This window comes from Palleronia sp. LCG004 (assembly GCF_032931615.1).
Taxonomy (GTDB): domain Bacteria; phylum Pseudomonadota; class Alphaproteobacteria; order Rhodobacterales; family Rhodobacteraceae; genus Palleronia.
The window spans coordinates 460,238-478,899 of sequence record NZ_CP136759.1; the positions used below are offsets into that span (position 1 = coordinate 460,238).

At 67.2% G+C, this 18,662-nt stretch carries 20 protein-coding genes; 14 read left to right on the plus strand and 6 right to left on the minus strand.

Annotated features, from left to right (window positions below; translation table 11 throughout):
* Window positions 1–15 precede the first annotated feature (15 nt).
* The 3 genes from RVY76_RS02215 to RVY76_RS02225 all read left to right on the plus strand — a co-directional run bounded on the left by RVY76_RS02215 (window position 16) and on the right by RVY76_RS02225 (window position 3,186).
* On the plus strand, window positions 16–933 hold the full coding sequence (locus tag RVY76_RS02215; protein WP_317375536.1) for a LysR substrate-binding domain-containing protein: 918 nt from the start codon (window positions 16–18) through the stop codon (window positions 931–933).
* 82 nt (window positions 934–1,015) lie between these two features.
* A complete protein-coding gene (betC, locus tag RVY76_RS02220) occupies window positions 1,016–2,524 on the plus strand; it encodes a choline-sulfatase (RefSeq protein WP_317375537.1) in 1,509 nt (502 codons plus the stop codon).
* Between the two features lie 164 nt (window positions 2,525–2,688).
* The gene (locus tag RVY76_RS02225; RefSeq protein ID WP_317375539.1) at window positions 2,689–3,186 is read left to right on the plus strand and encodes a hypothetical protein; all 498 of its coding nucleotides are present in this window, start codon (window positions 2,689–2,691) and stop codon (window positions 3,184–3,186) included.
* Between the two features lie 4 nt (window positions 3,187–3,190).
* Here RVY76_RS02225 and RVY76_RS02230 read toward each other — a convergent pair whose 3' ends face one another.
* Complete coding sequence (locus RVY76_RS02230; protein WP_317375540.1) at window positions 3,191–4,366, minus strand: lytic murein transglycosylase; 1,176 nt, start codon at window positions 4,364–4,366, stop codon at window positions 3,191–3,193.
* 72 nt (window positions 4,367–4,438) lie between these two features.
* Entirely contained in the window at window positions 4,439–5,446 is a 1,008-nt protein-coding gene (locus tag RVY76_RS02235; RefSeq protein ID WP_317375541.1) for a glutathione S-transferase family protein, read from the minus strand.
* Between the two features lie 175 nt (window positions 5,447–5,621).
* Between RVY76_RS02235 and RVY76_RS02240 the strand changes: the two genes are divergently transcribed.
* Window positions 5,622–5,960 (plus strand): hypothetical protein, encoded by a 339-nt coding sequence (locus RVY76_RS02240; RefSeq protein WP_317375543.1) that lies wholly within the window; start codon window positions 5,622–5,624, stop codon window positions 5,958–5,960.
* On the opposite strand, the gene RVY76_RS02245 is transcribed toward RVY76_RS02240, so the two are convergent.
* A complete protein-coding gene (locus tag RVY76_RS02245; RefSeq protein WP_410796003.1) occupies window positions 5,957–6,589 on the minus strand; it encodes a ribonuclease T2 family protein in 633 nt (210 codons plus the stop codon). The two genes, RVY76_RS02240 and RVY76_RS02245, sit on opposite strands and share 4 nt — an antisense overlap.
* Before the next feature lie 141 nt (window positions 6,590–6,730).
* On the opposite strand from RVY76_RS02245, the gene RVY76_RS02250 reads away from it, so the two are divergent.
* The 6 genes from RVY76_RS02250 to RVY76_RS02275 all read left to right on the plus strand — a co-directional run bounded on the left by RVY76_RS02250 (window position 6,731) and on the right by RVY76_RS02275 (window position 10,977).
* Window positions 6,731–7,507 (plus strand): DUF1013 domain-containing protein, encoded by a 777-nt coding sequence (locus tag RVY76_RS02250; protein WP_317375545.1) that lies wholly within the window; start codon window positions 6,731–6,733, stop codon window positions 7,505–7,507.
* 102 nt (window positions 7,508–7,609) lie between these two features.
* Window positions 7,610–8,023: a holo-ACP synthase gene (gene acpS / locus RVY76_RS02255; RefSeq protein WP_317375546.1), complete on the plus strand. Its 414-nt coding sequence runs from the start codon at window positions 7,610–7,612 to the stop codon at window positions 8,021–8,023.
* 69 nt (window positions 8,024–8,092) lie between these two features.
* Window positions 8,093–8,578 carry a nucleoside deaminase gene (locus tag RVY76_RS02260; protein ID WP_317375547.1) on the plus strand — a complete coding sequence of 162 codons (486 nt, stop codon included), beginning with the start codon at window positions 8,093–8,095 and terminating at the stop codon, window positions 8,576–8,578.
* 55 nt (window positions 8,579–8,633) lie between these two features.
* On the plus strand, window positions 8,634–9,422 hold the full coding sequence (gene lepB, locus RVY76_RS02265) for a signal peptidase I (RefSeq protein WP_317375549.1): 789 nt from the start codon (window positions 8,634–8,636) through the stop codon (window positions 9,420–9,422).
* Window positions 9,419–10,099 (plus strand): ribonuclease III, encoded by a 681-nt coding sequence (gene rnc, locus RVY76_RS02270; protein WP_317375551.1) that lies wholly within the window; start codon window positions 9,419–9,421, stop codon window positions 10,097–10,099. Before lepB ends, rnc begins: the two co-directional genes overlap by 4 nt.
* A complete protein-coding gene (locus RVY76_RS02275) occupies window positions 10,096–10,977 on the plus strand; it encodes a DMT family transporter (protein WP_317375552.1) in 882 nt (293 codons plus the stop codon). Before rnc ends, RVY76_RS02275 begins: the two co-directional genes overlap by 4 nt.
* Here the strand turns inward: RVY76_RS02275 and RVY76_RS02280 are convergent.
* Complete coding sequence (locus RVY76_RS02280) at window positions 10,938–11,918, minus strand: NAD(P)H-binding protein (RefSeq protein WP_317375554.1); 981 nt, start codon at window positions 11,916–11,918, stop codon at window positions 10,938–10,940. The two genes, RVY76_RS02275 and RVY76_RS02280, sit on opposite strands and share 40 nt — an antisense overlap.
* A gap of 91 nt (window positions 11,919–12,009) precedes the next feature.
* Here RVY76_RS02280 and era point away from each other — a divergent pair, with 91 nt between their 5' ends.
* The 4 genes from era (at window position 12,010) to RVY76_RS02300 (ending at window position 14,893) form a co-directional block, all read left to right on the plus strand.
* Window positions 12,010–12,915: a GTPase Era gene (era, locus tag RVY76_RS02285; RefSeq protein ID WP_317375556.1), complete on the plus strand. Its 906-nt coding sequence runs from the start codon at window positions 12,010–12,012 to the stop codon at window positions 12,913–12,915.
* Window positions 12,916–12,954: 39 nt separating this feature from the next.
* A complete protein-coding gene (locus RVY76_RS02290; protein ID WP_317375557.1) occupies window positions 12,955–13,284 on the plus strand; it encodes a DUF1491 family protein in 330 nt (109 codons plus the stop codon).
* A gap of 63 nt (window positions 13,285–13,347) precedes the next feature.
* Window positions 13,348–14,073 carry a DNA repair protein RecO gene (gene recO / locus RVY76_RS02295; protein ID WP_317376697.1) on the plus strand — a complete coding sequence of 242 codons (726 nt, stop codon included), beginning with the start codon at window positions 13,348–13,350 and terminating at the stop codon, window positions 14,071–14,073.
* 37 nt (window positions 14,074–14,110) lie between these two features.
* A complete protein-coding gene (locus RVY76_RS02300) occupies window positions 14,111–14,893 on the plus strand; it encodes a sulfite exporter TauE/SafE family protein (RefSeq protein WP_317375558.1) in 783 nt (260 codons plus the stop codon).
* 55 nt (window positions 14,894–14,948) lie between these two features.
* On the opposite strand, the gene RVY76_RS02305 is transcribed toward RVY76_RS02300, so the two are convergent.
* The gene (locus RVY76_RS02305; RefSeq protein WP_317375559.1) at window positions 14,949–16,736 is read right to left on the minus strand and encodes a hypothetical protein; all 1,788 of its coding nucleotides are present in this window, start codon (window positions 16,734–16,736) and stop codon (window positions 14,949–14,951) included.
* A 129-nt stretch (window positions 16,737–16,865) separates the two neighbouring features.
* Window positions 16,866–18,464, minus strand: a complete 1,599-nt coding sequence (locus RVY76_RS02310; protein WP_317375561.1) for a phosphoenolpyruvate carboxykinase — start codon at window positions 18,462–18,464, stop codon at window positions 16,866–16,868.
* Between the last annotated feature and the right edge of the window lie 198 nt (window positions 18,465–18,662).

Here is an 18,662-nt window from a genome sequence, read left to right on the forward strand (position 1 = left end):
CGTGAAAGCCCTCCGATGCACCGACTGAGACGCAAGATTCCGTCGCTCTCCGCCCTGATCTCGTTCGAGGCCGCGGCGCGCTGCGAAAGCTTTACGCGCGCAGCCGACGAATTGGGCGTCTCGCAGGCCGCCGTCAGCCGGAGAATCAAGACGCTCGAGGACGAGATCGGCGTCGCGCTCTTCACCCGCGCCAACCGCCATGCCTATCTGACCGAGGAGGGCGCGCGCCTCTACGCCGCCGTGATCGGGGCCTTCGACGGGCTCGCCGATGCGGTCGAGGCGACGCAGGCCCCGCGCGTCGATCTGACCGTCGCCGTCTCCGTGGCCTTCGGTCATTTCCGACTGCTGCCCGCGCTGTCGGCCTTTCGCGAAAGCGCGCCGTCGCTGGGCCTCAGGGTCATTTCCGAGGATATCTGGAACGCACCGCGCGATCGCCAGATCGACGTCGCGGTCCGCTACGGGCGCCCCCCCTTCGCGGGCATGACCGTGGTGGGATCGCTGCGCGAGGCCATCGTGCCGGTCTGTGCGCCCGATCTGGCGCGCCAGCTTGCGGGCATCACCTTTGCCGAACTCGCCGGGCAGGGCCGCGCCGCGCTCATCGACAGCGATGCGCCCGAGCCGAGCTGGCTCGACTGGACGCGGTTCCTCAAGCGCAGCGGCTGGTCCGGTCCGATGGCCAGTCCGCGTCTCAGGTTCAGCAGCTATTCCGATTCCGTCTTCGCCGCGATCAACGGGCAGGGCGTGGCGCTGGGCTGGACCGGGCTTCTCGAACGGCCCCTGTCGGACGGCCGGCTCGAACCGCTGGACCTGCCCGCGCTCTGGCCGGAGGAGCGGCAATACATCGTCGTGCCCGATCACGGCCGGCGCACCTACAACGCGGACGTTCTGATCGACTGGATGGAAAAGACCTTCCGCCTCAGCGACGGGCGTTGAGCGGCGGGCGGGCGGGCGGTTGCGCGCGGGGTGGCGGCTGCTAGGCTCCGCGCCACACGACGCAAGCAGGAGGTCCGCCCGCGTGGAGAAGCCCAACATCCTCATCCTCATGGTCGATCAGTTGACGGGAACGCTGTTTCCCGACGGGCCGGCCGAGTGGCTGCACGCGCCCAATCTGAAACGGCTGGCCGAACGCTCGCGCAGGTTCCGCAACTGCTATACCGCCTCGCCGCTCTGCGCGCCGGCCCGCGCGTCGTTCATGTCGGGGCTGCTGCCCAGCCGGACGCGCGTCTACGACAACGCCGCCGAATTCGCCTCCGACATCCCGACCTACGCGCATCACCTGCGCAGGGCGGGCTGGCGGACCTGCCTGTCGGGCAAGATGCATTTCGTGGGCCCCGACCAGCTCCACGGGTTCGAGGAACGTCTGACGACCGACATCTATCCGGCCGATTTCGGCTGGACCCCCGATTACCGCAAGCCCGGCGAGCGGATCGAATGGTGGTATCACAACATGGGGTCGGTGACGGGATCGGGCGTGGCCGAGATCACGAACCAGATGGAATACGACGACGACGTGGCCCATTGCGCGAAATCCTGGATCTACGACGCCGCGCGGGGGCAGGATTCGCGCCCCTGGTGCCTGACGGCCAGCTTCACCCATCCCCACGATCCTTACGTGGCGCGTCGGGAATTCTGGGATCTCTACGAGGATTGCGACCATCTGATGCCGCAGGTCCCCGAGATGCCCTACGAGGATCACGATCCCCATTCGCAGCGCATCCTCGACGCGAACGATCGCGGGAATTTCGACGTGACGCCCGAGGATGTCCGCCGCTCGCGGCGGGCCTACTTCGCCAATATCAGTTATCTCGACGGCAAGATCGGCGAGATCCTGAAGGTCCTCGACGATACGGAACAGGAGGCGATCGTGCTCTTCGTCTCCGACCACGGCGACATGCTGGGCGAGCGGGGGCTGTGGTACAAGATGAGCTTCCTCGAAGGCTCGTCGCGCGTGCCGCTGATGATCTCGGCACCGGGGATGGAGGCGGGGCTCGACGAGACGCCCGTCTCGACCATCGACGTCTGCGCGACGCTCTGCGATCTGGCGGGCATCGATATCTCCGAACTTTCCCCGTGGACGACGGGCGAGACGCTCGTCCCGCTCGGGCAGGGCGGCTCGCGCGACAGCCCGGTCGCGATGGAATACGCGGCCGAAGGGTCCTACGCGCCCCTCGTCGCACTGCGGCAGGGACGCTGGAAATACACCGCCTGCGCGCTCGACCCTGAACAACTTTTCGATCTGGTTGACGATCCGCACGAACTCATCAACCTCGCGGCCCGTCCGGAACACGCCGAAACGCTGGAGAGGTTTCGCCGCGAAACCTCCCGCCGGTGGACCCTCGACCGCTTCGACGCGGAAGTGCGCGAAAGCCAGGCGCGCCGCTGGGTCACCTACGAGGCGCTCCGGCAGGGCGGATACTACCCATGGGACTATCAACCGCTGCGCGTCGCGTCGGAGCGGTACATGCGCAACCATATGGATCTGAACGTTCTGGAGGAGACCAAGCGCTTTCCAAGGGGCGCGTGATTCCAAGGGAAACGGATTAATGTGCCGGAGGGCGCGGCGACGGGGGTCGCCGTGCCCTTTTTTATGTGGGGGGAGTGGTACGAACGTCGCGATTGACTTTCCGAGTATTTCGGTCAGGAATGGATCGAGCGATCCGACAGGCCCCATCCGAAGCGAGTTCCCCCATGATCCGAGCGACCTTTCCCGAGACAGAGACCGGCCATCCGCGCGGGGCCGCGCCCGTGGGGCAGCTGAGCGAGCTTCCCGCGCTGGAGAGGGTGGCGATCGGGCTCGACCGTGCGTGGTGCGATGGCGGGGAGGGCCGGGCCCTGATCGCGCGGGAGATCGCGCGGGTGCTGCCGCCGGCGGAGGTCTTTGCCGCGGTGGAAGAGTTCGACGACCTGATGCGGACGATGATCGCCGGTCAACGGCGCAGGATCATGCGCCACGGGCTCGAATGTCCGTGCTTCTGCGGGGACGAGGCGGCGTTCGCGCAGATGATCGCGGCGGCCGCCATGCGCGATCGCGACGATGCGATGCTGTTCGCGGCGACGCTGGTCTCGGGGCCCGCGGCCTTCAGGCTGGTCGCCATCGCCGAGGCGCTCGGTCAGGTGTTCCTGCGGCTCGCGCGGTCGGCGGGGCCCGCCGCGCCGCATGCGGGATGCGGCGCGACGCGGCACTGAAACGTCAGAGCGCCTTCAGAAGCTCGCGCGTGGGCCATGCATCGACGGGCATGCCGAGGCGGCTCTGTTCGGCACGGATCGCGGACCGCGTGCCCGCGCCCAGGATGCCGTCGATTTCTCCCACGTCATGGCCGCGTGCGGCCAGCCGCTCCTGAAGCGCGCGCATCTCGCCGTCGGACAGGGCGGGGGGAGGATTACCGGCATCGAAGACCGGCGCACCGTCGAGACGATTGGCGAAGTAGGCCGCCGTCAGCACATAGGTAAAGCTCTGGTTCCATTCAAAATAGACGTCGAAATTCGGATAGGCGACGAAGGCGGGGCCGAACCGTCCCTGAGGCAGGATGATCGAGCCCGGCAGGTCGGGCCGGTCGAATTCGCCATCGCGTGCCGCGACACCCAGCGAGCGCCATTCGGACACCGGGCGGGTCGTCTCGAGCCCCGTCGCGGCCCAGTCGAAATCCTGCGGCAGCGTGACTTCCTCGAGCCATGGCTCGTTCGGCCGCCAGCCCAGCGATTGCAGCATCTTGCCGCCGGACATCAAGGCGTCGGGCACCGATGTCTTGAGCAGGACATGACCGTCGCCATCGCCGTCCACGCCGTTTTCGAGGATGTCCTCGGGCAGCATCTGGACCATCCCGATTTCGCCCGCCCAGGCCCCGGTCGTGGTGTCCGGGTCGAGATCGCCATGCCGGAAGAGTTCGAGCGCCGCGAAGACCTGGGGCAGGAAGAGCTCGGGGCGTCGGCAATCATGGGCCAGCGTCATGAGCGAGTTGACCGTGTTGAAGTCGCCCTGCACAGCGCCGTAATCCGTCTCGAACGCCCAGAAGGCGAGAAGCACGCCGCGGGAGACGCCGTATTCGCGCTCCACCCGGTCGAACACGTCGTCGTGGCGCTGCGCGTTGGCGCGCCCGCGCTCGATCCGGTCGTTCGAGATCAGACGGCGCGCGAAATCGGTGAAGGGCAGGGTGAAGACCCCCTGCCGACGATCCGCGTCGATCGTGCGCTGGTCGAAGCGCGTGCCGTCGAAGAAGTCGCGCGCGACGCCCGGATCGGTGCCGCGGGCGACGGCCTCCTGTTCCATCGCCGCGCGGAAATCGTCGAAACTGCCGCCGCAGGAGACCTGCGCCGACGCCCCTCCGGCTGCGAGGGCGAGGGTCAGGGTGGCGAATGCGAGACGCATGGGCGAGGCTCCGGTCTGGGGATGTCGGCCGAGGAGTAGCATCCCGCGCGCCCGTCACAAGTCACGGGGCCGTCACGTCACCGGCAGCGCGACATCCCGCCCATGCGGCTCCCACCAGTCGAGGTCCGGATTGACCGGAATGATCCTGTTCGGATTGATGGTGTCGTGGCTGTAATGGTAGTGCCGAACGATATGGTCGAAATGCACCGTGTCGGCGATCGTGCCGCCATCGGGCGTCTGCCACTGATAGAGCTCGCGCGTGTAGGCCCAGAGATTCGGGTAGTCGATGATGCGCTTGCGGTTGCACTTGAAGTGCAGGTGATAGACCAGATCGAACCGCACCAGCGTCGAGAAAAGCCGCCAGTCGGCCTCGGTGATCCTGTCGCCCAGCAGGTAGCGCCGTTCGGCCAGGATCGATTCGAGCCAGTCGAGACTGTCGAAGAGCGGAAAGACCGCCGCCTCGTAGGCTTCCTGCGTGGTGGCGAAGCCGGCCTTGTAGACGCCGTTGTTGACCGTTTCGTAGACGCGGTCGTTGATCGGGTCGATCTCGTCCTGCAGATCCTCGGGCCAGTAATCGTCGGTATTGCCGGTGATCCCGTCGAAGGCCGAGTTCAGCATGCGGATGATGTCGGCCGATTCGTTCGACACGATCGTCTCGCGTTCGAGATCCCAGAGGATCGGCACGGTGACCCGGCCCGTCGTCTCCGGATCGGCCCGGAGGTAGATGTCGCGCGCGAAGGGCAGGCCGTAGACCTTGTCGCCGGTCGTGCCGTCGAAATCGGTATCGAAGGTCCAGCCGTCGCCCAGCATGTCGGGATGCACGACCGACACGTCGATGATGTCCTCGAGCTGCTTGAGCTTGAGGAAGAAGAGGGCACGGTTGGCCCAGGGACAGGCATAGGACACGTAGAGGTGATAGCGGTTCGGCGCGGCCTCGAACCCGCCTTCGCCCGTCGGGCCGGGGCTTCCGTCGGGGGTGATCCAGTTGCGGTAGTCGGAGGTCGATCTCTCGAACGCGCCGCCGGTGCTTTCGGTGTCGTACCAGACGTCCTTCCAGACGCCGTCGATCAGCTTGCCCATGCCAGGTCTCCATTCTTCGTCGCTGCGGGACCTAGCACGCCGGATGCGGGCGTCCCGCGCGCGATGAACCGGTCGTGATCGAATCGCACCCGATCGGTGCATCTTCCCCCTTGTCGAGACTTGATTTTTTGCCCGTTTGCGTCACCTTGGATCGCAACGGGGGAAGGGGGTCGAAATGGACGAATTCTGTCTCAGCGACATCGACATGTCGCTTGCACGCGATCGCAGGGCACCCCCCGTGACGATCGTCTCGAACGGCCATCGCATGCCCGTTCGCCGCCGCTGGCGGACCGGATTTTCGGTCGAAGGGCAGTATCTGCGTCATCTGCGCGGCCTCGTCGAGCTCTACGAGGGGGACCGGATGATCGGCTGGTGCCTCGTCTCCCATGATTCGAGCGACGGTAACGAGCACCGGTTCGAGTTCAAGCGCGTCACGTGGTGCGACGAGAGCCCTCCCGTCGATTTCGACGCGATGCCGGAGGATGTGGACGACGGCGGGATGCCCGTCCTCTAGCGCGGAAGCTCCATCAGGGCGTCCGAAAGGGTGCAGTCGCGGATCACGTCCGCCCCGCAGCGCCGCGGCGCGAGATCACGGTCGAGGCAGATCCGCACCTCCTGGATCCGGTCCGCGCGGCAGGTGACCGTCACGCCATCCGCAAAGAGCGCAGAATCGGCCGCGACGAAAGCCTCCTCCACCGCGCGGGCGGGGAGCCGGAGGGGGCGATCCGCATCCCGCAGGGCGGCGGGGCGGCGGACGGCCTCGAACGCGGCGCGGGAGGTGGCGAAATACGTCTCGGGCGGCAGGCCGGTGCACCGACCGTGCTTTTTCCACTGATGCCAGGCGGCTCCTCCGTCGCCCATGATATCGGCCATCGCCGCGGTCTCGCGCCGCGAGGGGTCGCGCGTCACGCGCTCGCAATATTCGGGGTAACCGGTCTCGTATTGCGGCCAGAGCCCGTGCAGCACCCAGCCGAACCCTGCCGCCTCGTCGCATTGCGGCGAGCCGCGCTCGCGCCCCGTCAGCGCGCACCACGTCGGCGACCACGAGAGCGACAGCACATAGTAGTCGAACCGCCCCGCGCGGTCCTGCGCGTGACCGGCCGGCGGAAGGACGAGCAGTGCGGCGAGAAGCATCCGGAACATTTGGGGTCTTTCCTTGGGAGGCACATTTCCCTATATGATTTTCCGAAGTTCCCCGACACTGCGAACTTGGGTCCCTTTCCGGGACCCGGCCCCTGGACCCGGGCCACGGGGAAGCCTTGTTTGAACGATGGAGCGCTCGCGATGTCCGATAAACCGATCATGGCAAAGGCCACGGCCGTCTGGCTGGTCGACAACACGACCCTCACATTCAAGCAGGTGGCCGATTTCTGCAGCCTGCACGAGCTCGAGGTGCAGGGCATCGCCGATGGCGACGTGGCCGCCGGCGTGAAGGGGTTCGATCCGGTGTCGAACAACCAGCTCACGCAGGACGAGATCGACCGCGCCGAGAAGGACCCGACCCACAGGCTCAAGCTCAAGTTCAACCCCGCCGCTGTCGGCGAGGAGAAGCGTCGCGGACCGCGCTACACGCCGCTGTCCAAGCGTCAGGACCGCCCCGCCTCGATCCTGTGGCTGGTGAAGTTCCACCCCGAGCTTGCCGATGCGCAGATCAGCCGTCTCGTCGGCACGACGAAGCCCACGATCCAGGCGATCCGCGAGCGCACGCACTGGAACATCAACAACATCGAGCCGATCGACCCCGTCGCGCTTGGCCTGTGCAAGCAGAGCGAACTCGACCAGCAGGTCCAGAAGGCCAATGCCAAGCGCGCGCGCGAAGGTCAGGTCATGTCGGACGATGAGCGCCGCAAGCTCGTCTCGACCGAGCAGAGCCTCGGCGGCGAGGCCGAGCCGAAGATGCCTTCCGCGATCTCGGGGCTCGAGACGTTCAGCCTGTCGAATACCGGCGAGGAGCTCGAGGAGACGGCGCATGACGTGCCCGACGCCGAGAGTTTCTTCAACCTGCCGAACGACGAGGCGGAGGACGAGACCGATACGGACGATGACGACCGCGGCGCTTGATCGGCGCGCGCGACCGCTCCTCTTTGCTTTTCCAAATACGCCGGCCGTCGCGCGGGGCAGGCACCGTCCTGCGGGCGGCGCACTGAGCGCGGGACGGTCGTCATGATCCTCGGGATCGGCACGGACCTTGCCAATATCGACCGGATCGCCGGAACGCTCGAGCGGTTCGGCGACCGGTTCCGCAACCGGGTCTTCACGCCCCGCGAACAGGCCAAGGCCGAGCGGCGCGCCGATGTCGCCGGCACCTATGCCAAGCGCTGGGCCGCGAAGGAGGCCTGTTCCAAGGCGCTGGGAACCGGCCTGCGGATGGGCATCGCCTGGAAGGACATGGCGGTCACCAATCTCGAGACCGGCCAGCCGGTGATGGAGGTCACGGGCTGGGCGGCGGATCGTCTCGCCGCCATGACGCCCGAGGGGTTCGAGGCGGTCATCCACGTGAGCCTCACCGACGATCACCCGTGGGCGCAGGCCTTCGTCGTGATCGAGGCGCGACGTCTGGACGCGCACCGGGGCTGATCGGAACCGGAACCGCGCAGGCCGGATCACGTTCGGGGCCAAGGTCGCCCGAGGACGAGAGGATCCCCCATGCCCCAGACGGAACCCACCGACGCCGAGAAGGGCACGCTTGCCCGCGCCATCACCCGCGCGCAGGGGCTGGCCGAGAAGGGCCACGACGCGCCGATCGTCGCCGCCGTCATGGAAGAGGACGACGTCCTCGCCTGGGGCGACAACGAGGTGCATCTGGATCACGACCCCTCCCGCCATGCCGAGATCGTCGCCATCGCCGCCGCCTGCGAGGCCCGCGAGAGCGCGGATCTGAAGGGATTGACGCTCGTCACGACGCTTCAGCCCTGCGAGATGTGCCTGGGCGCGATGCGTTTCGCGGGCATTTCGCGGATCGTCTTCGCCGCCGGGCGGCCGCATGTGGATGACCGGTATTTCGTCTATCACGGTCTTTCGCTGGAGGAATTCGACGCGGCCAGCGATGGCGGGATCGACTGGGCCGGTCACGTGATGGAGGAGGACGTGCTCAACCTCTACGGCAAGGGGGCGGCAGAGCCCGCCGCTTGACACGTCGGGCCGGGCCAACCATGAAGCGGCGATCTCCACGAAAGGACGCGCGCCGATGGCCAAGGCCGAAAAGAAGGAAGGCATCTTCGAGACGGTGAAGACCGTCGTCTATGCCCTGCTGATCGCCGGGATTTTCCGGACGCTCTTCTTTCAGCCCTTCTGGATCCCCTCGGGGTCCATGAAGGACACGCTTCTCGTGGGCGACTTCCTGTTCGTGAACAAGATGGCCTACGGCTATTCGCAATATTCGTGCCCCTTTGCCATGTGCACCTTCATCGATGGCCGCTGGTTCGGGTCCCAGCCCGAGCGCGGCGATGTCGTGGTGTTCCGCCATCCGGTCACGGGCAGCGATTTCATCAAGCGCCTGATCGGCCTTCCGGGCGACCGTGTGCAAGTGAGGGACGGCGTGCTCTTCATCAACGGCGAGGAGGCCCCGCAGGAGCCGGCCGGAGAGTTCATCGAGACGTTCGAGCAGCAGGGCCCGATCGGCAACCTGCCGCAATGCGCCAACCAGGGCGTGGGCATCGGCGGCGACTGCGTGAAGGAGCGGTTCATCGAGACGCTGCCCGGCACGGACGTATCGCACGATATCCTCAACATCCGCAATTCGCGCCTCGACAACACGGACGTCTACACCGTGCCCGCCGGGCATTTCTTCTTCATGGGCGACAATCGCGACAACTCGACCGACAGCCGGGTCAGCCCCAACGCGATGGGCGTGGGCTTCGTCCCGTTCGAGAACCTCATCGGCCGCGCGGATCGCGTGATCTTCTCGTCGGCGGGCCGCTCGATGCTGTTCTTCTGGACCTGGCGCGGCGACCGCTTCTTCGAGGAGATCGTGTGAAGCTTTCGGCCGAGCAGAAGGCCTTTGCCCTGCGGCTTGGCCACGAGTTCGACGACCCGGATCTCCTGATCCGTTCGCTGACGCACGGCTCGATCGCGTCCGCCTCGCGGCCCGACAACCAGCGGCTGGAATTCCTGGGCGACCGGGTTTTGGGCCTCGTCATGGCCGAGGCGCTGCTCGAGGCCGATCCGCATGCCCCCGAGGGGCATCTGGCTCCCCGCTACAACGCCCTCGTGCGGAAGGAGACCTGCGCCGAGGTGGCGCGCGACGCCGATCTGGGTGCCGTGCTGCGGCTCGGAAGGTCCGAGATGATGTCAGGCGGACGCCGGAAGGAGGCGCTGCTGGCCGATGCGATGGAAGCGGTCATCGCGGCGATCTATCGCGACGGCGGCTATCTGGCGGCGAAACGCGCCGTGCTGCGGCTCTGGGGCGACCGGATCGCCAAGGTCGATGCCGACAGCCGCGATGCGAAGACCGCGCTTCAGGAATGGGCGCAGGCGCGCGCGCTGAACCCGCCCCGCTATGTCGAGACGGCGCGCGAGGGGCCCGACCACGCCCCGCGCTTCACGATCGAGGTCCGCCTCGAGACCGGCGAGACCGAGCGCGCCGAGGGCACGAACAAGCGCGCGGCCGAACAGAAGGCGGCGCAGGCGCTGCTCGACCGGCTCGGGGGGTGAGCGGCACCCACGCGTCGGACAACCTGCGCGGCAGCCTCTTCATGGTGATCGCCATGCTCGCCTTCGCCGTGGAGGACGTGTTCTTCAAATCGGCGACCATGCGGGTCGCGCCCGGCCTCGCGACCCTGATCTTCGGGCTGTTCGGATTTTCGTGTTTCGCCGTGATGGTCACGCTTTCGGGCGGGCCGTTCCTGACGCGCGCGTTCCTGTCCCGGGCGATGTTCTGGCGGTCGGTCTGCGAGGTGGCGGGGCGGCTCTTCTATGCGTTGGCGCTGGCCTTCGTGCCGCTTTCGGCGACGGCCGCGATCCTGCAGGCCGCGCCGCTGGTCGTGACGCTCGGCGCGGTGGTCTTTCTGGGCGAACGGGTCGGGTGGGGGCGCTGGATCGCGATGGGCGTGGGGTTCGCGGGGGTCCTCGTGGTGCTCAAGCCGTTCGGGGCGGATTTCTCGCCCGCGCTGCTTTTCGCTGTGGCGGGGACGCTGGGCTTCGCGGCGCGCGACGTGGCGACCCGGGCGAGTTCGCCGACCCTCTCCACCGGGCATCTGGGGCTCGCGGGCTTCACCATGACGATCATCGCGGGGCTCGTCATCATGGCGGTGGAGCCTGCGGGGCCGGCGCCCGATGCGGGCGCGCTCTTCCGGCTCGTCTCGGCGGGGATCGCCGGAGTGGCGGCCTACTGGGCGCTGACGCGCGCGATGCGGCTTGGGGAGATCTCGGTGGTGGCGCCGTTCCGCTACTCGCGCCTGCTCTTCGCGATCGGATTGGCGGCTCTGGTCTTCGGCGAGCGTCCGGACCTCTCGACCCTCGCGGGCGGGGTGCTGATCGTCGGCAGCGGGATCTACACGCTGGTCCGGTCGGGCCGCGAAAAGAGGGCGTGATCGCCCAGATTCGCGCTCCCGCCGCTCTCGATCAGGCGGGCATAGTGATTCTCGAGACGCTCGGTCCCGTATTCGGGCGTCGCATCGGCATCGTAGCGGCAGGCGACCGGGTCCCAGACCAGCATCGAATGCGTGGCGTAATACTGACCGATCCGCGCAAGTTCGGCCTTCCGCGCCATGGCCGGGGAGACCCGTCCCGCGAGCGACAGGCCCGCGGCGATACGGCCGAGGAGCTGCGGAGGGACCCTGCGAAAGCGTGGCCTCCTCCCGGTGAGGCGGAAGAGGATCTCGGCCTGCGCGCGGGGCGTGAGGGCTGGGCCGGGCCCGCCGACGGGCAGGATGCGGTTCCGCCGGTCCGGATCGTCGAGGCAGCCTGCGAGGAACTCCGCCAAGTCGCGATCGCCGATCGGCTTGCAGGACGTCGCCTCGCCCGTGCCGAAGACGAGGAACGGCTTGCCGTCCCGGACGCGGTCGATCTGACCCGACAGCGACTTGAAGAAGGCGGTGGGGCGCACGATCGAATATGTCATCCCCGAGGCGATGAGATCCGCCTCGGCCGCGAGCTTGGCGTGCTGGAAGGCGAGACGCGGACGGGACACGCAGATCGCCGAGAGGAGCACGGCCTGGCCCGCGCCCGCGTTCCGCGCCGCGGCGATCGCGTCGCGTGTCGCGCGATGATCGATCTCCCACGCCTCGGCGGGTGCGCCGCTGCGCGAGGCGAGGCAGGAGATCACGGCGTCGATCCGCGCGCGCCCGATACCGTCGCGGGCGAGGGCATGCGGATCGGACGGATCGCAGTCCCGCCGGATCGCGCCCTCGGGCAGCGCGCGCGCACCGGGGCGGACGGGGCAGACGACCTCGTGCCCGCGCGCGAGCAGCGCATCGCAGGTCGCGCGCCCGATCGTGCCCGTGGCCCCGAGAAGAAGGATCCGTTTCGCCATCGCAGCGCCGAGCCTAACGGCGCGCGCGCCGTCTGGCCATGGGGCCCGCGATGGGCTAGATCGTTTCCCTGACTTCGCGAAAGGGACCGCCATGACCACACGCGCCGGATTCGTGGCCCTGCTGGGCGAGCCCAATGCGGGTAAATCCACGCTCATGAACCGCATGGTGGGGGCAAAGGTCTCGATCGTCACGCACAAGGTGCAGACGACGCGCGCGCGGATCCGCGGCGTGGCGATGGAAGGCGAGGCGCAGATCGTCTTTGTCGATACGCCCGGCCTCTTCGAGCCGCGCCGCAGGCTCGACCGGGCGATGGTCGCGGCCGCCTGGTCTGGCGCGGCCGATGCCGATATCGTCGTCATGCTGATCGAGGCGCATCGCGGCCTGACCGAGGGGGTCGCCCGGGTGCTTGCGGAACTGCGCGAGAAGACGCTGCCGGGGCCGGTCGTGCTCGCCATCAACAAGATCGACCGCGTGGCCGCGCCGGACCTCCTCGCCCTCACGAAGGAGCTGAACGAGGCCTACGAGTTTTCCGAGACCTTCCTGATCTCGGCCGAGAGGGGCCACGGGGTCGAGGACCTGAAGGCGTGGCTCGGTCAGGCGCTGCCCGAGGGGCCGTGGCTTTATCCCGAGGACCAGATCGCCGATTTGCCGATGCGGATGATCGCGGCCGAGATGACGCGCGAGAAGCTGACGCTGCGGCTGCACCAGGAGCTGCCCTACCAGATCACGGTCGAGACCGAGGGCTGGGAGGAGCGCAAGGACGGATCTGCGCGGGTCGATCAGGTGATCTATGTCGTGCGCGACGGCCACAAGGGCATCGTGCTGGGCAAGAAGGGCGAGACTGTGAAGGCGATCAGCCAGGCCGCCCGCACCGAGCTGGAGGAGTTCACGGGCCGCCGGATCCATCTTTTCCTGCAGGTGAAGGTGCGGCCCGGATGGCTCGACGAGGCCGAGCGCTATTCCGAGATCGGCCTGGATTTCGGCGATGGCGGGTAGGGCGGTCGCGACCGAGGGCGCGCCGTTCCGGGGTCGCTCGTGACGCGGCTGACCGCCGATTTTTGGGTCAGGGCCTATCTCAGGCGGCTCGAGGGGGAGGGGATCCCGGCCTACATCGCCGCGAAGGGCGATGCGACGGCGGGGGCCGTTCTGGTCGTGGTGGCGACGCTCGACGGATCGGCGCGGGCCTTTCAGCGCAGTTTCGACCTTTCGAGCGGGGAGCGCGTCTGGATGGAGCTCGTCTCGGGGACCGAGGCGGACGTGTCGGCCTCGGTGGCGGCGCAGAGACGGATGGATCCGGACCTCTGGGTCGTGGAACTCGAGGATCGCGGGGGACGGCATCTTCTGGGGGAGCCGGGGCTCGAGTGAGCCGCGCGAATGGCCCGCGTCGGGCCGGCGTATTTTGAAAAGCGAAGAGGGCGCGGTGCCGTGATCGAATGGAGCGAGGAAGGCGTCGTCCTTGCCGTTCGCAGGCACGGTGAGGGCAACGCGATCGTCGAGGCGATGACGCCCGCGCATGGACGGCATGCGGGAGTCGTGAGGGGAGGCGGGGGGCGCAGGCTCGGGCCGCTGATCCAGCCGGGCGCGCAGCTGAGTTTCACCTGGCGGGCGCGGCTGGAGGATCATCTCGGGGCCTTCACGGTGGAGCCGGTCCGCTCGCGCGCGGGCGCGCTCGGCGATCCGCTGGCGCTGGCAGGGCTCGCATCGGTGACGGCGCTCCTCGCGCATGTGCTGCCCGAGCGGGAGGCGCAGCCACGCCTCTACGCGGTCAGCATCGATCTTCTCGACCGGCTGATCGTCGATCCGGACTGGCCGCTTTTCTACCTGCGCTGGGAACTGGCGCTGCTGGAGGAGATGGGGTTCGGGCTCGATCTCGGGCGTTGCGCGGTCACGGGCGGGCAGGACGACCTTGCCTATGTCTCGCCCCGATCCGGGCGCGCGGTGTCGCGCGAGGGGGCGGGAGACTGGGCCAGCCGGCTGCTGCCCCTGCCACCCTGCCTCTTGTCGGGCGGTCCCGCCGGCGAGGCGCAGATCCTCGAGGGGCTGGCCGTCACGGGGCATTTCCTCGAGACCTGGCTCGCCCCGGCGCTGGGCGAGCGTCCTCTGCCGCCCGCGCGCGGGAGGCTGATGTCACGGCTCGAGCGGCGGTCGCGCTAGGATCATTTCGCGCTGGCGCGGAGCGCGGGAACCCGACATGGTCCGCGCCATGCACCTGCTGACCGATCTCCTGTCCCCGCATCTCCTGGCGTTCGCCTTCGCCGTGACCTTCGCCGCCGGATTCGTGAAGGGGGCGGTGGGCTTTGCCATGCCGCTCATCATGATCTCCGGGATCTCGGTCGCGATCGATCCACGGCTGGTCGTGGCGGGCATAATCCTGCCGATCGTCTTCTCCAATCTGCTCCAGGTCTGGCGCGCGGGATGGGCCGAGGCGCGAGACGCGTTGATCGAATATCGTCGTTTCGTTCTGGTGGTTTGCTCGACGATCCTGATCTCCGCGCAGTTTCTCACCATCATTCCCGCGCAGGCAATGTATGTCGTGCTGGGCGTTCCGGTGATCGCGCTGTCGCTGGTCCAGCTCGCGGGGGTCCGGTTTCGCGTCGCCGAGGAGCAGCGGCCGCGGTTCGACTGGGGGATCGGCATCGTGGCGGGTGTGCTGGGCGGGCTTGCGGGGACGTGGGGGCCGCCCACGATCCTCTATCTTCTGGCGCTCGACACACCGAAGGCGCGGCAGCTGGCGGTGCAGGGCGTGGTCTTCGGCCTCGGATCCGTGGCGCTTCTGGCGGGTCATCTGCGGTCGGGCGTGCTCGACGGCGAGACGCTGCCCTTCTCGGCATTCCTGCTCGTTCCGGCCGTGCTCGGGATGTGGGTGGGATTCCAGCTGGGCGATCGGCTCGATCAGGTGAAGTTCCGGCGTGCGACGCTCATCGTCCTGATCGTCGCGGGGGCCAACCTCGTCCGGCGGGGCGTGACCGGATGAGAAAGGGCCGGAGCGATCGCTCCGGCCCTCGGTCTCGGTTCAGTGCGCGTGAGGTTCAGCCACCGATTTCGACTTCGGCGTCGTCGGGAAGTTCCGCGTCGCTGTCGTAGTCGAAGTCCTCGGCGCTCTCGATCTCGCTCTCGGTGAAGTCGTCGACCATGAGCTGGCCGTCCTGCATGGTGACGCTGTCGAGCGCGACCGGCACTTCCTTTTCGCCGATGCCAAGGAAGCCGCCGCTCGACATCACGAGGTTCGGCTGGCCGTCGATCTCGACCACGGCGCTGGGATTGCCCAGATTGTCACCATTCGCGAGAACCACGTCCATGTCGAGCAGTTCGCCGACGGTCACCATCTGCATGTTAGCAGCCGGTGCTGCGTCTTCGCTCGGCATGTCGCCGCTATCGCTCTCGGAGGCAGCGCTTTCGGACGAGGTCGTCGCGTCCGGGGATTCGCTGGCATCACTGCTCTGCGCCCCTTCGGTGGCGGCGGCCGTCGTGGCACCCGATTGCTCGGCGCTGTCGGCGGTCGAAGCCTCGTCGGTCGATTCCGACTGGGCCTGCTCGTCGCCGCCGGCATCCGCATCGGACTGCGGTTGCTCTGCTTGCGGCTGCTCCTCTTGCGGCTGCTCTTCGCTGCCGGTCGCGGCATCCGACTGCGACTGTTCCTCGCCCTCGGCATTCGAGCCGGACTGGGCGTCCTCGGTCGGCTGGGCATTGCTCTGCGACTGGTCGGAACCACCGTTTTCCGATTGCTGGTTCGCGCGGCGCTGCTCACGCTCCTCGGCGGTTTCGAACGTGACGGAGGGCTCTCCGGTCTGTTCGATCTCGACCGTGGGGCTGTCGGTCATCGAGAACTGGACCTGCGGATCAGCGGATTGGTAGCTGACTTCGGGCTGGGCCTGTTCGATGTTGACCTGCGGCTCCTGATCGTCGCGGACGATCTCGACCTGCGGTTCGGGACTGGTCGTCTGCACGTCGCCTGACACGTCGGACGAGCTGTCGTCCCCCGATTGCGAGCTGTCGGACGAAGACTGGTCGGAGCCGTCCTCGTTCTGGGCGACGTCGAGGTTGATGTCCAGTTCGGGGTCGGGCTGCGTGACGTTCACGACGGGATCGCCCTGTTCCACCTCGACCTCGGGGTCCTCGCTCGAAACGCTCACATCCGGGTCCTGCGACAGGACGTAAATGTTCGGGGCAGGGATCTGCACGCGCACGACGATCTCGGGGATCTCGACGCTGATCGTGGGCTGCTGCTGGTCAAGATCGATCTGCGCGGGGTTCTCGGTGATGTCGACCTGCGACTGGCCCGGATTCACGCGGACCGTCGGGCCGGGAACCTGCACATCGACGATGGGCTCGGGGATGCGGACGGTCGCCTCGCCTTCGATCGTGGCCTCCTCGGAGGATTCGACCGTCTCGGACGTCTCTTCGCTGTCGCTGTCGCTGGCGGATGCGTCCTGATCGCTCTGATCGGAGGGGTCCTGTTGATCGGAGGACTCCTGAGGATCCTCGCTGTCCTGCGACGATGATTCCTGCGTGTCCTGGGAAGAGGTATCCTGGCTCTCCTGCGACTGGTCGTCGCCCTGGGACTGGATCTCCTCGGCGTAGGTCGTGCATTCCTCGGCGGTATCGTCGTTGATGGCGGTGACGATCGCCTGGGGATCGACGTCGCCGGGCAACGTATCGGTTTCCATGACGACCATGCCGAGGTCACGGCATTCGGCGGTCTTGCCGCTCAGCTGTTCCTCGTTGATCTCGATCGTTTGTGCGTAGGCTCCCCCGGCCAATGGCAGCGTCAGTGCGGTGGTCAGCAAAAGCGACCGCATTTTCGTGGTATTGGTCATCTACCTCTCCTTGATGATCGAGACCCGCAGGCCCCGACCCCTCAAGAAGCTGTGAAAGAGCAATGTTCCGCCTATTGCCCGAAAAACCGAAAATACCGGTTTGCAATGTCCCACGACATAGGGGGTGGATCAGCCCAGGGCGATGGCGCGCACGTCGTCGTCGATATGCGTCTCGTACTGTGCGAAGTTCTCGGAGAACATGCGGACGAGCTTTTCGGCCTGCCGGTCGTAGGCGGCACTGTCCTCCCAGGTGCGACGCGGATTGAGAAGCACGTCGGCCACGCCGCGCACCGCGGTGGGTACGTCGAAGCCGAAATTGGGGTCCTTGCGGAACTGTGCCTTTTGCAGCGAACCGTCGAGCGCCGCGGTCAAAAGCGCGCGGGTCGCCTTGATGGGCATGCGCTGCCCCTCGCCGAAGGCACCGCCGGTCCAGCCCGTGTTGACGAGCCAGCAGGTCGCGCCGTGCTTGGCGATCTTCTTTTTCAGCAGCTCGCCATAGACCTCGGGGCGGCGCGGCATGAAGGGGGCCCCGAAGCAGGTCGAGAAGGTCGGCTGAGGCTCCGTCACGCCGCGCTCGGTTCCCGCGACCTTGGCGGTGAAGCCAGACAGGAAGTGGTACATGGCCTGTGCGGGCGTCAGCCGCGCGATGGGGGGCAGCACGCCGAAGGCGTCGCAGGTCAGCATGATGATGTTCTTGGGATGGCCGCCCATCGCCGTCTCGGAGGCGTTCGAGATGTAGTCGAGCGGGTAGGCGCAGCGCATGTTGGCGGTGAGGCTGTCGTCGTTGAAGTCGAGCTCGCGCGTCGCCTCGTCGTAGACCATGTTCTCGATCACGGTCGCGAAGCGCTTGGTGGTGGCGAAGATCTCGGGCTCGGCGTCGGGGTCGAGGCCGATCGTCTTGGCGTAGCACCCGCCCTCGAAGTTGAACGTGCCGCGATCGGACCAGCCGTGTTCGTCGTCACCGATCAGGACGCGCGAGGGATCGGCAGAGAGCGTCGTCTTGCCCGTGCCCGACAGCCCGAAGAAGACGGCGGTGTCGACGGGATTGCCGGGCGCGTGGTTGGCCGAGCAATGCATCGGCATGATGTCCTTCTCGGGCAGGATGTAGTTCAGCAGGGTGAAGACCGACTTCTTGTTCTCGCCCGCATATTCGGTGCCGCCGATGAGGATCAGCTTCGCGTCCATGTTGATCGCGATCACCGTCTCGGACCGGCAGCCATGCCGTTCGGGGTCGGCCTTGAAGGACGGGCAGTTGATGATGGTGAAATCGGGCGTGAATTCGGCCAGTGCCGAACGGTCGGGGCGGCGCAGGAGGTGCCGGATGAAGAGCCCGTGCCAGGCGAGTTCGGTCACGACGCGCACGTCGAGGCGATGCGCCGGATCCGCCCCGCCGAAGAGATCCTGCACGAAATAGTCGCCGCCCTTCATGTGGGCGAGCATGTCGGCGTGCAGGGTGTCGAACTTCGCGGGCTCCATCGGGGCGTTGTTGTCCCACCAGATCGTGTCCTCGACCGATGGGGTGCGGACGACGAACTTGTCCTTGGGCGAGCGGCCGGTATGCTTGCCGGTCGAGACGAGGAGGGTCCCGCCCTGGCCGATCCGGCCTTCACCCCGCGCGAGAGCGGCTTCGACCAGCTGGGGCTCGGTCAGGTTGTAATGCGCGGCCCCGAGGCCGGTGATGCCCTGATGCTCGAGCGTGTGGTTCGCGTTGCAGGTTCCGTCGGTCATGTTCTCGCCCTCCCATGGAGTGAATCGACGCCCTCCGCGCCAGTCCGATGCGTATCGTTAGCATAACAAAATTCGAAAAGAACAACGTTTTCTATATGTTAGCGCAATCATTCGGGGTTAGCGCAATCGGGGTCGGCTTTCGGAAATGCGGAACAATTCAGCCGACCTTAAGAAGTTTGCCCCCAGATCGTGAACAGT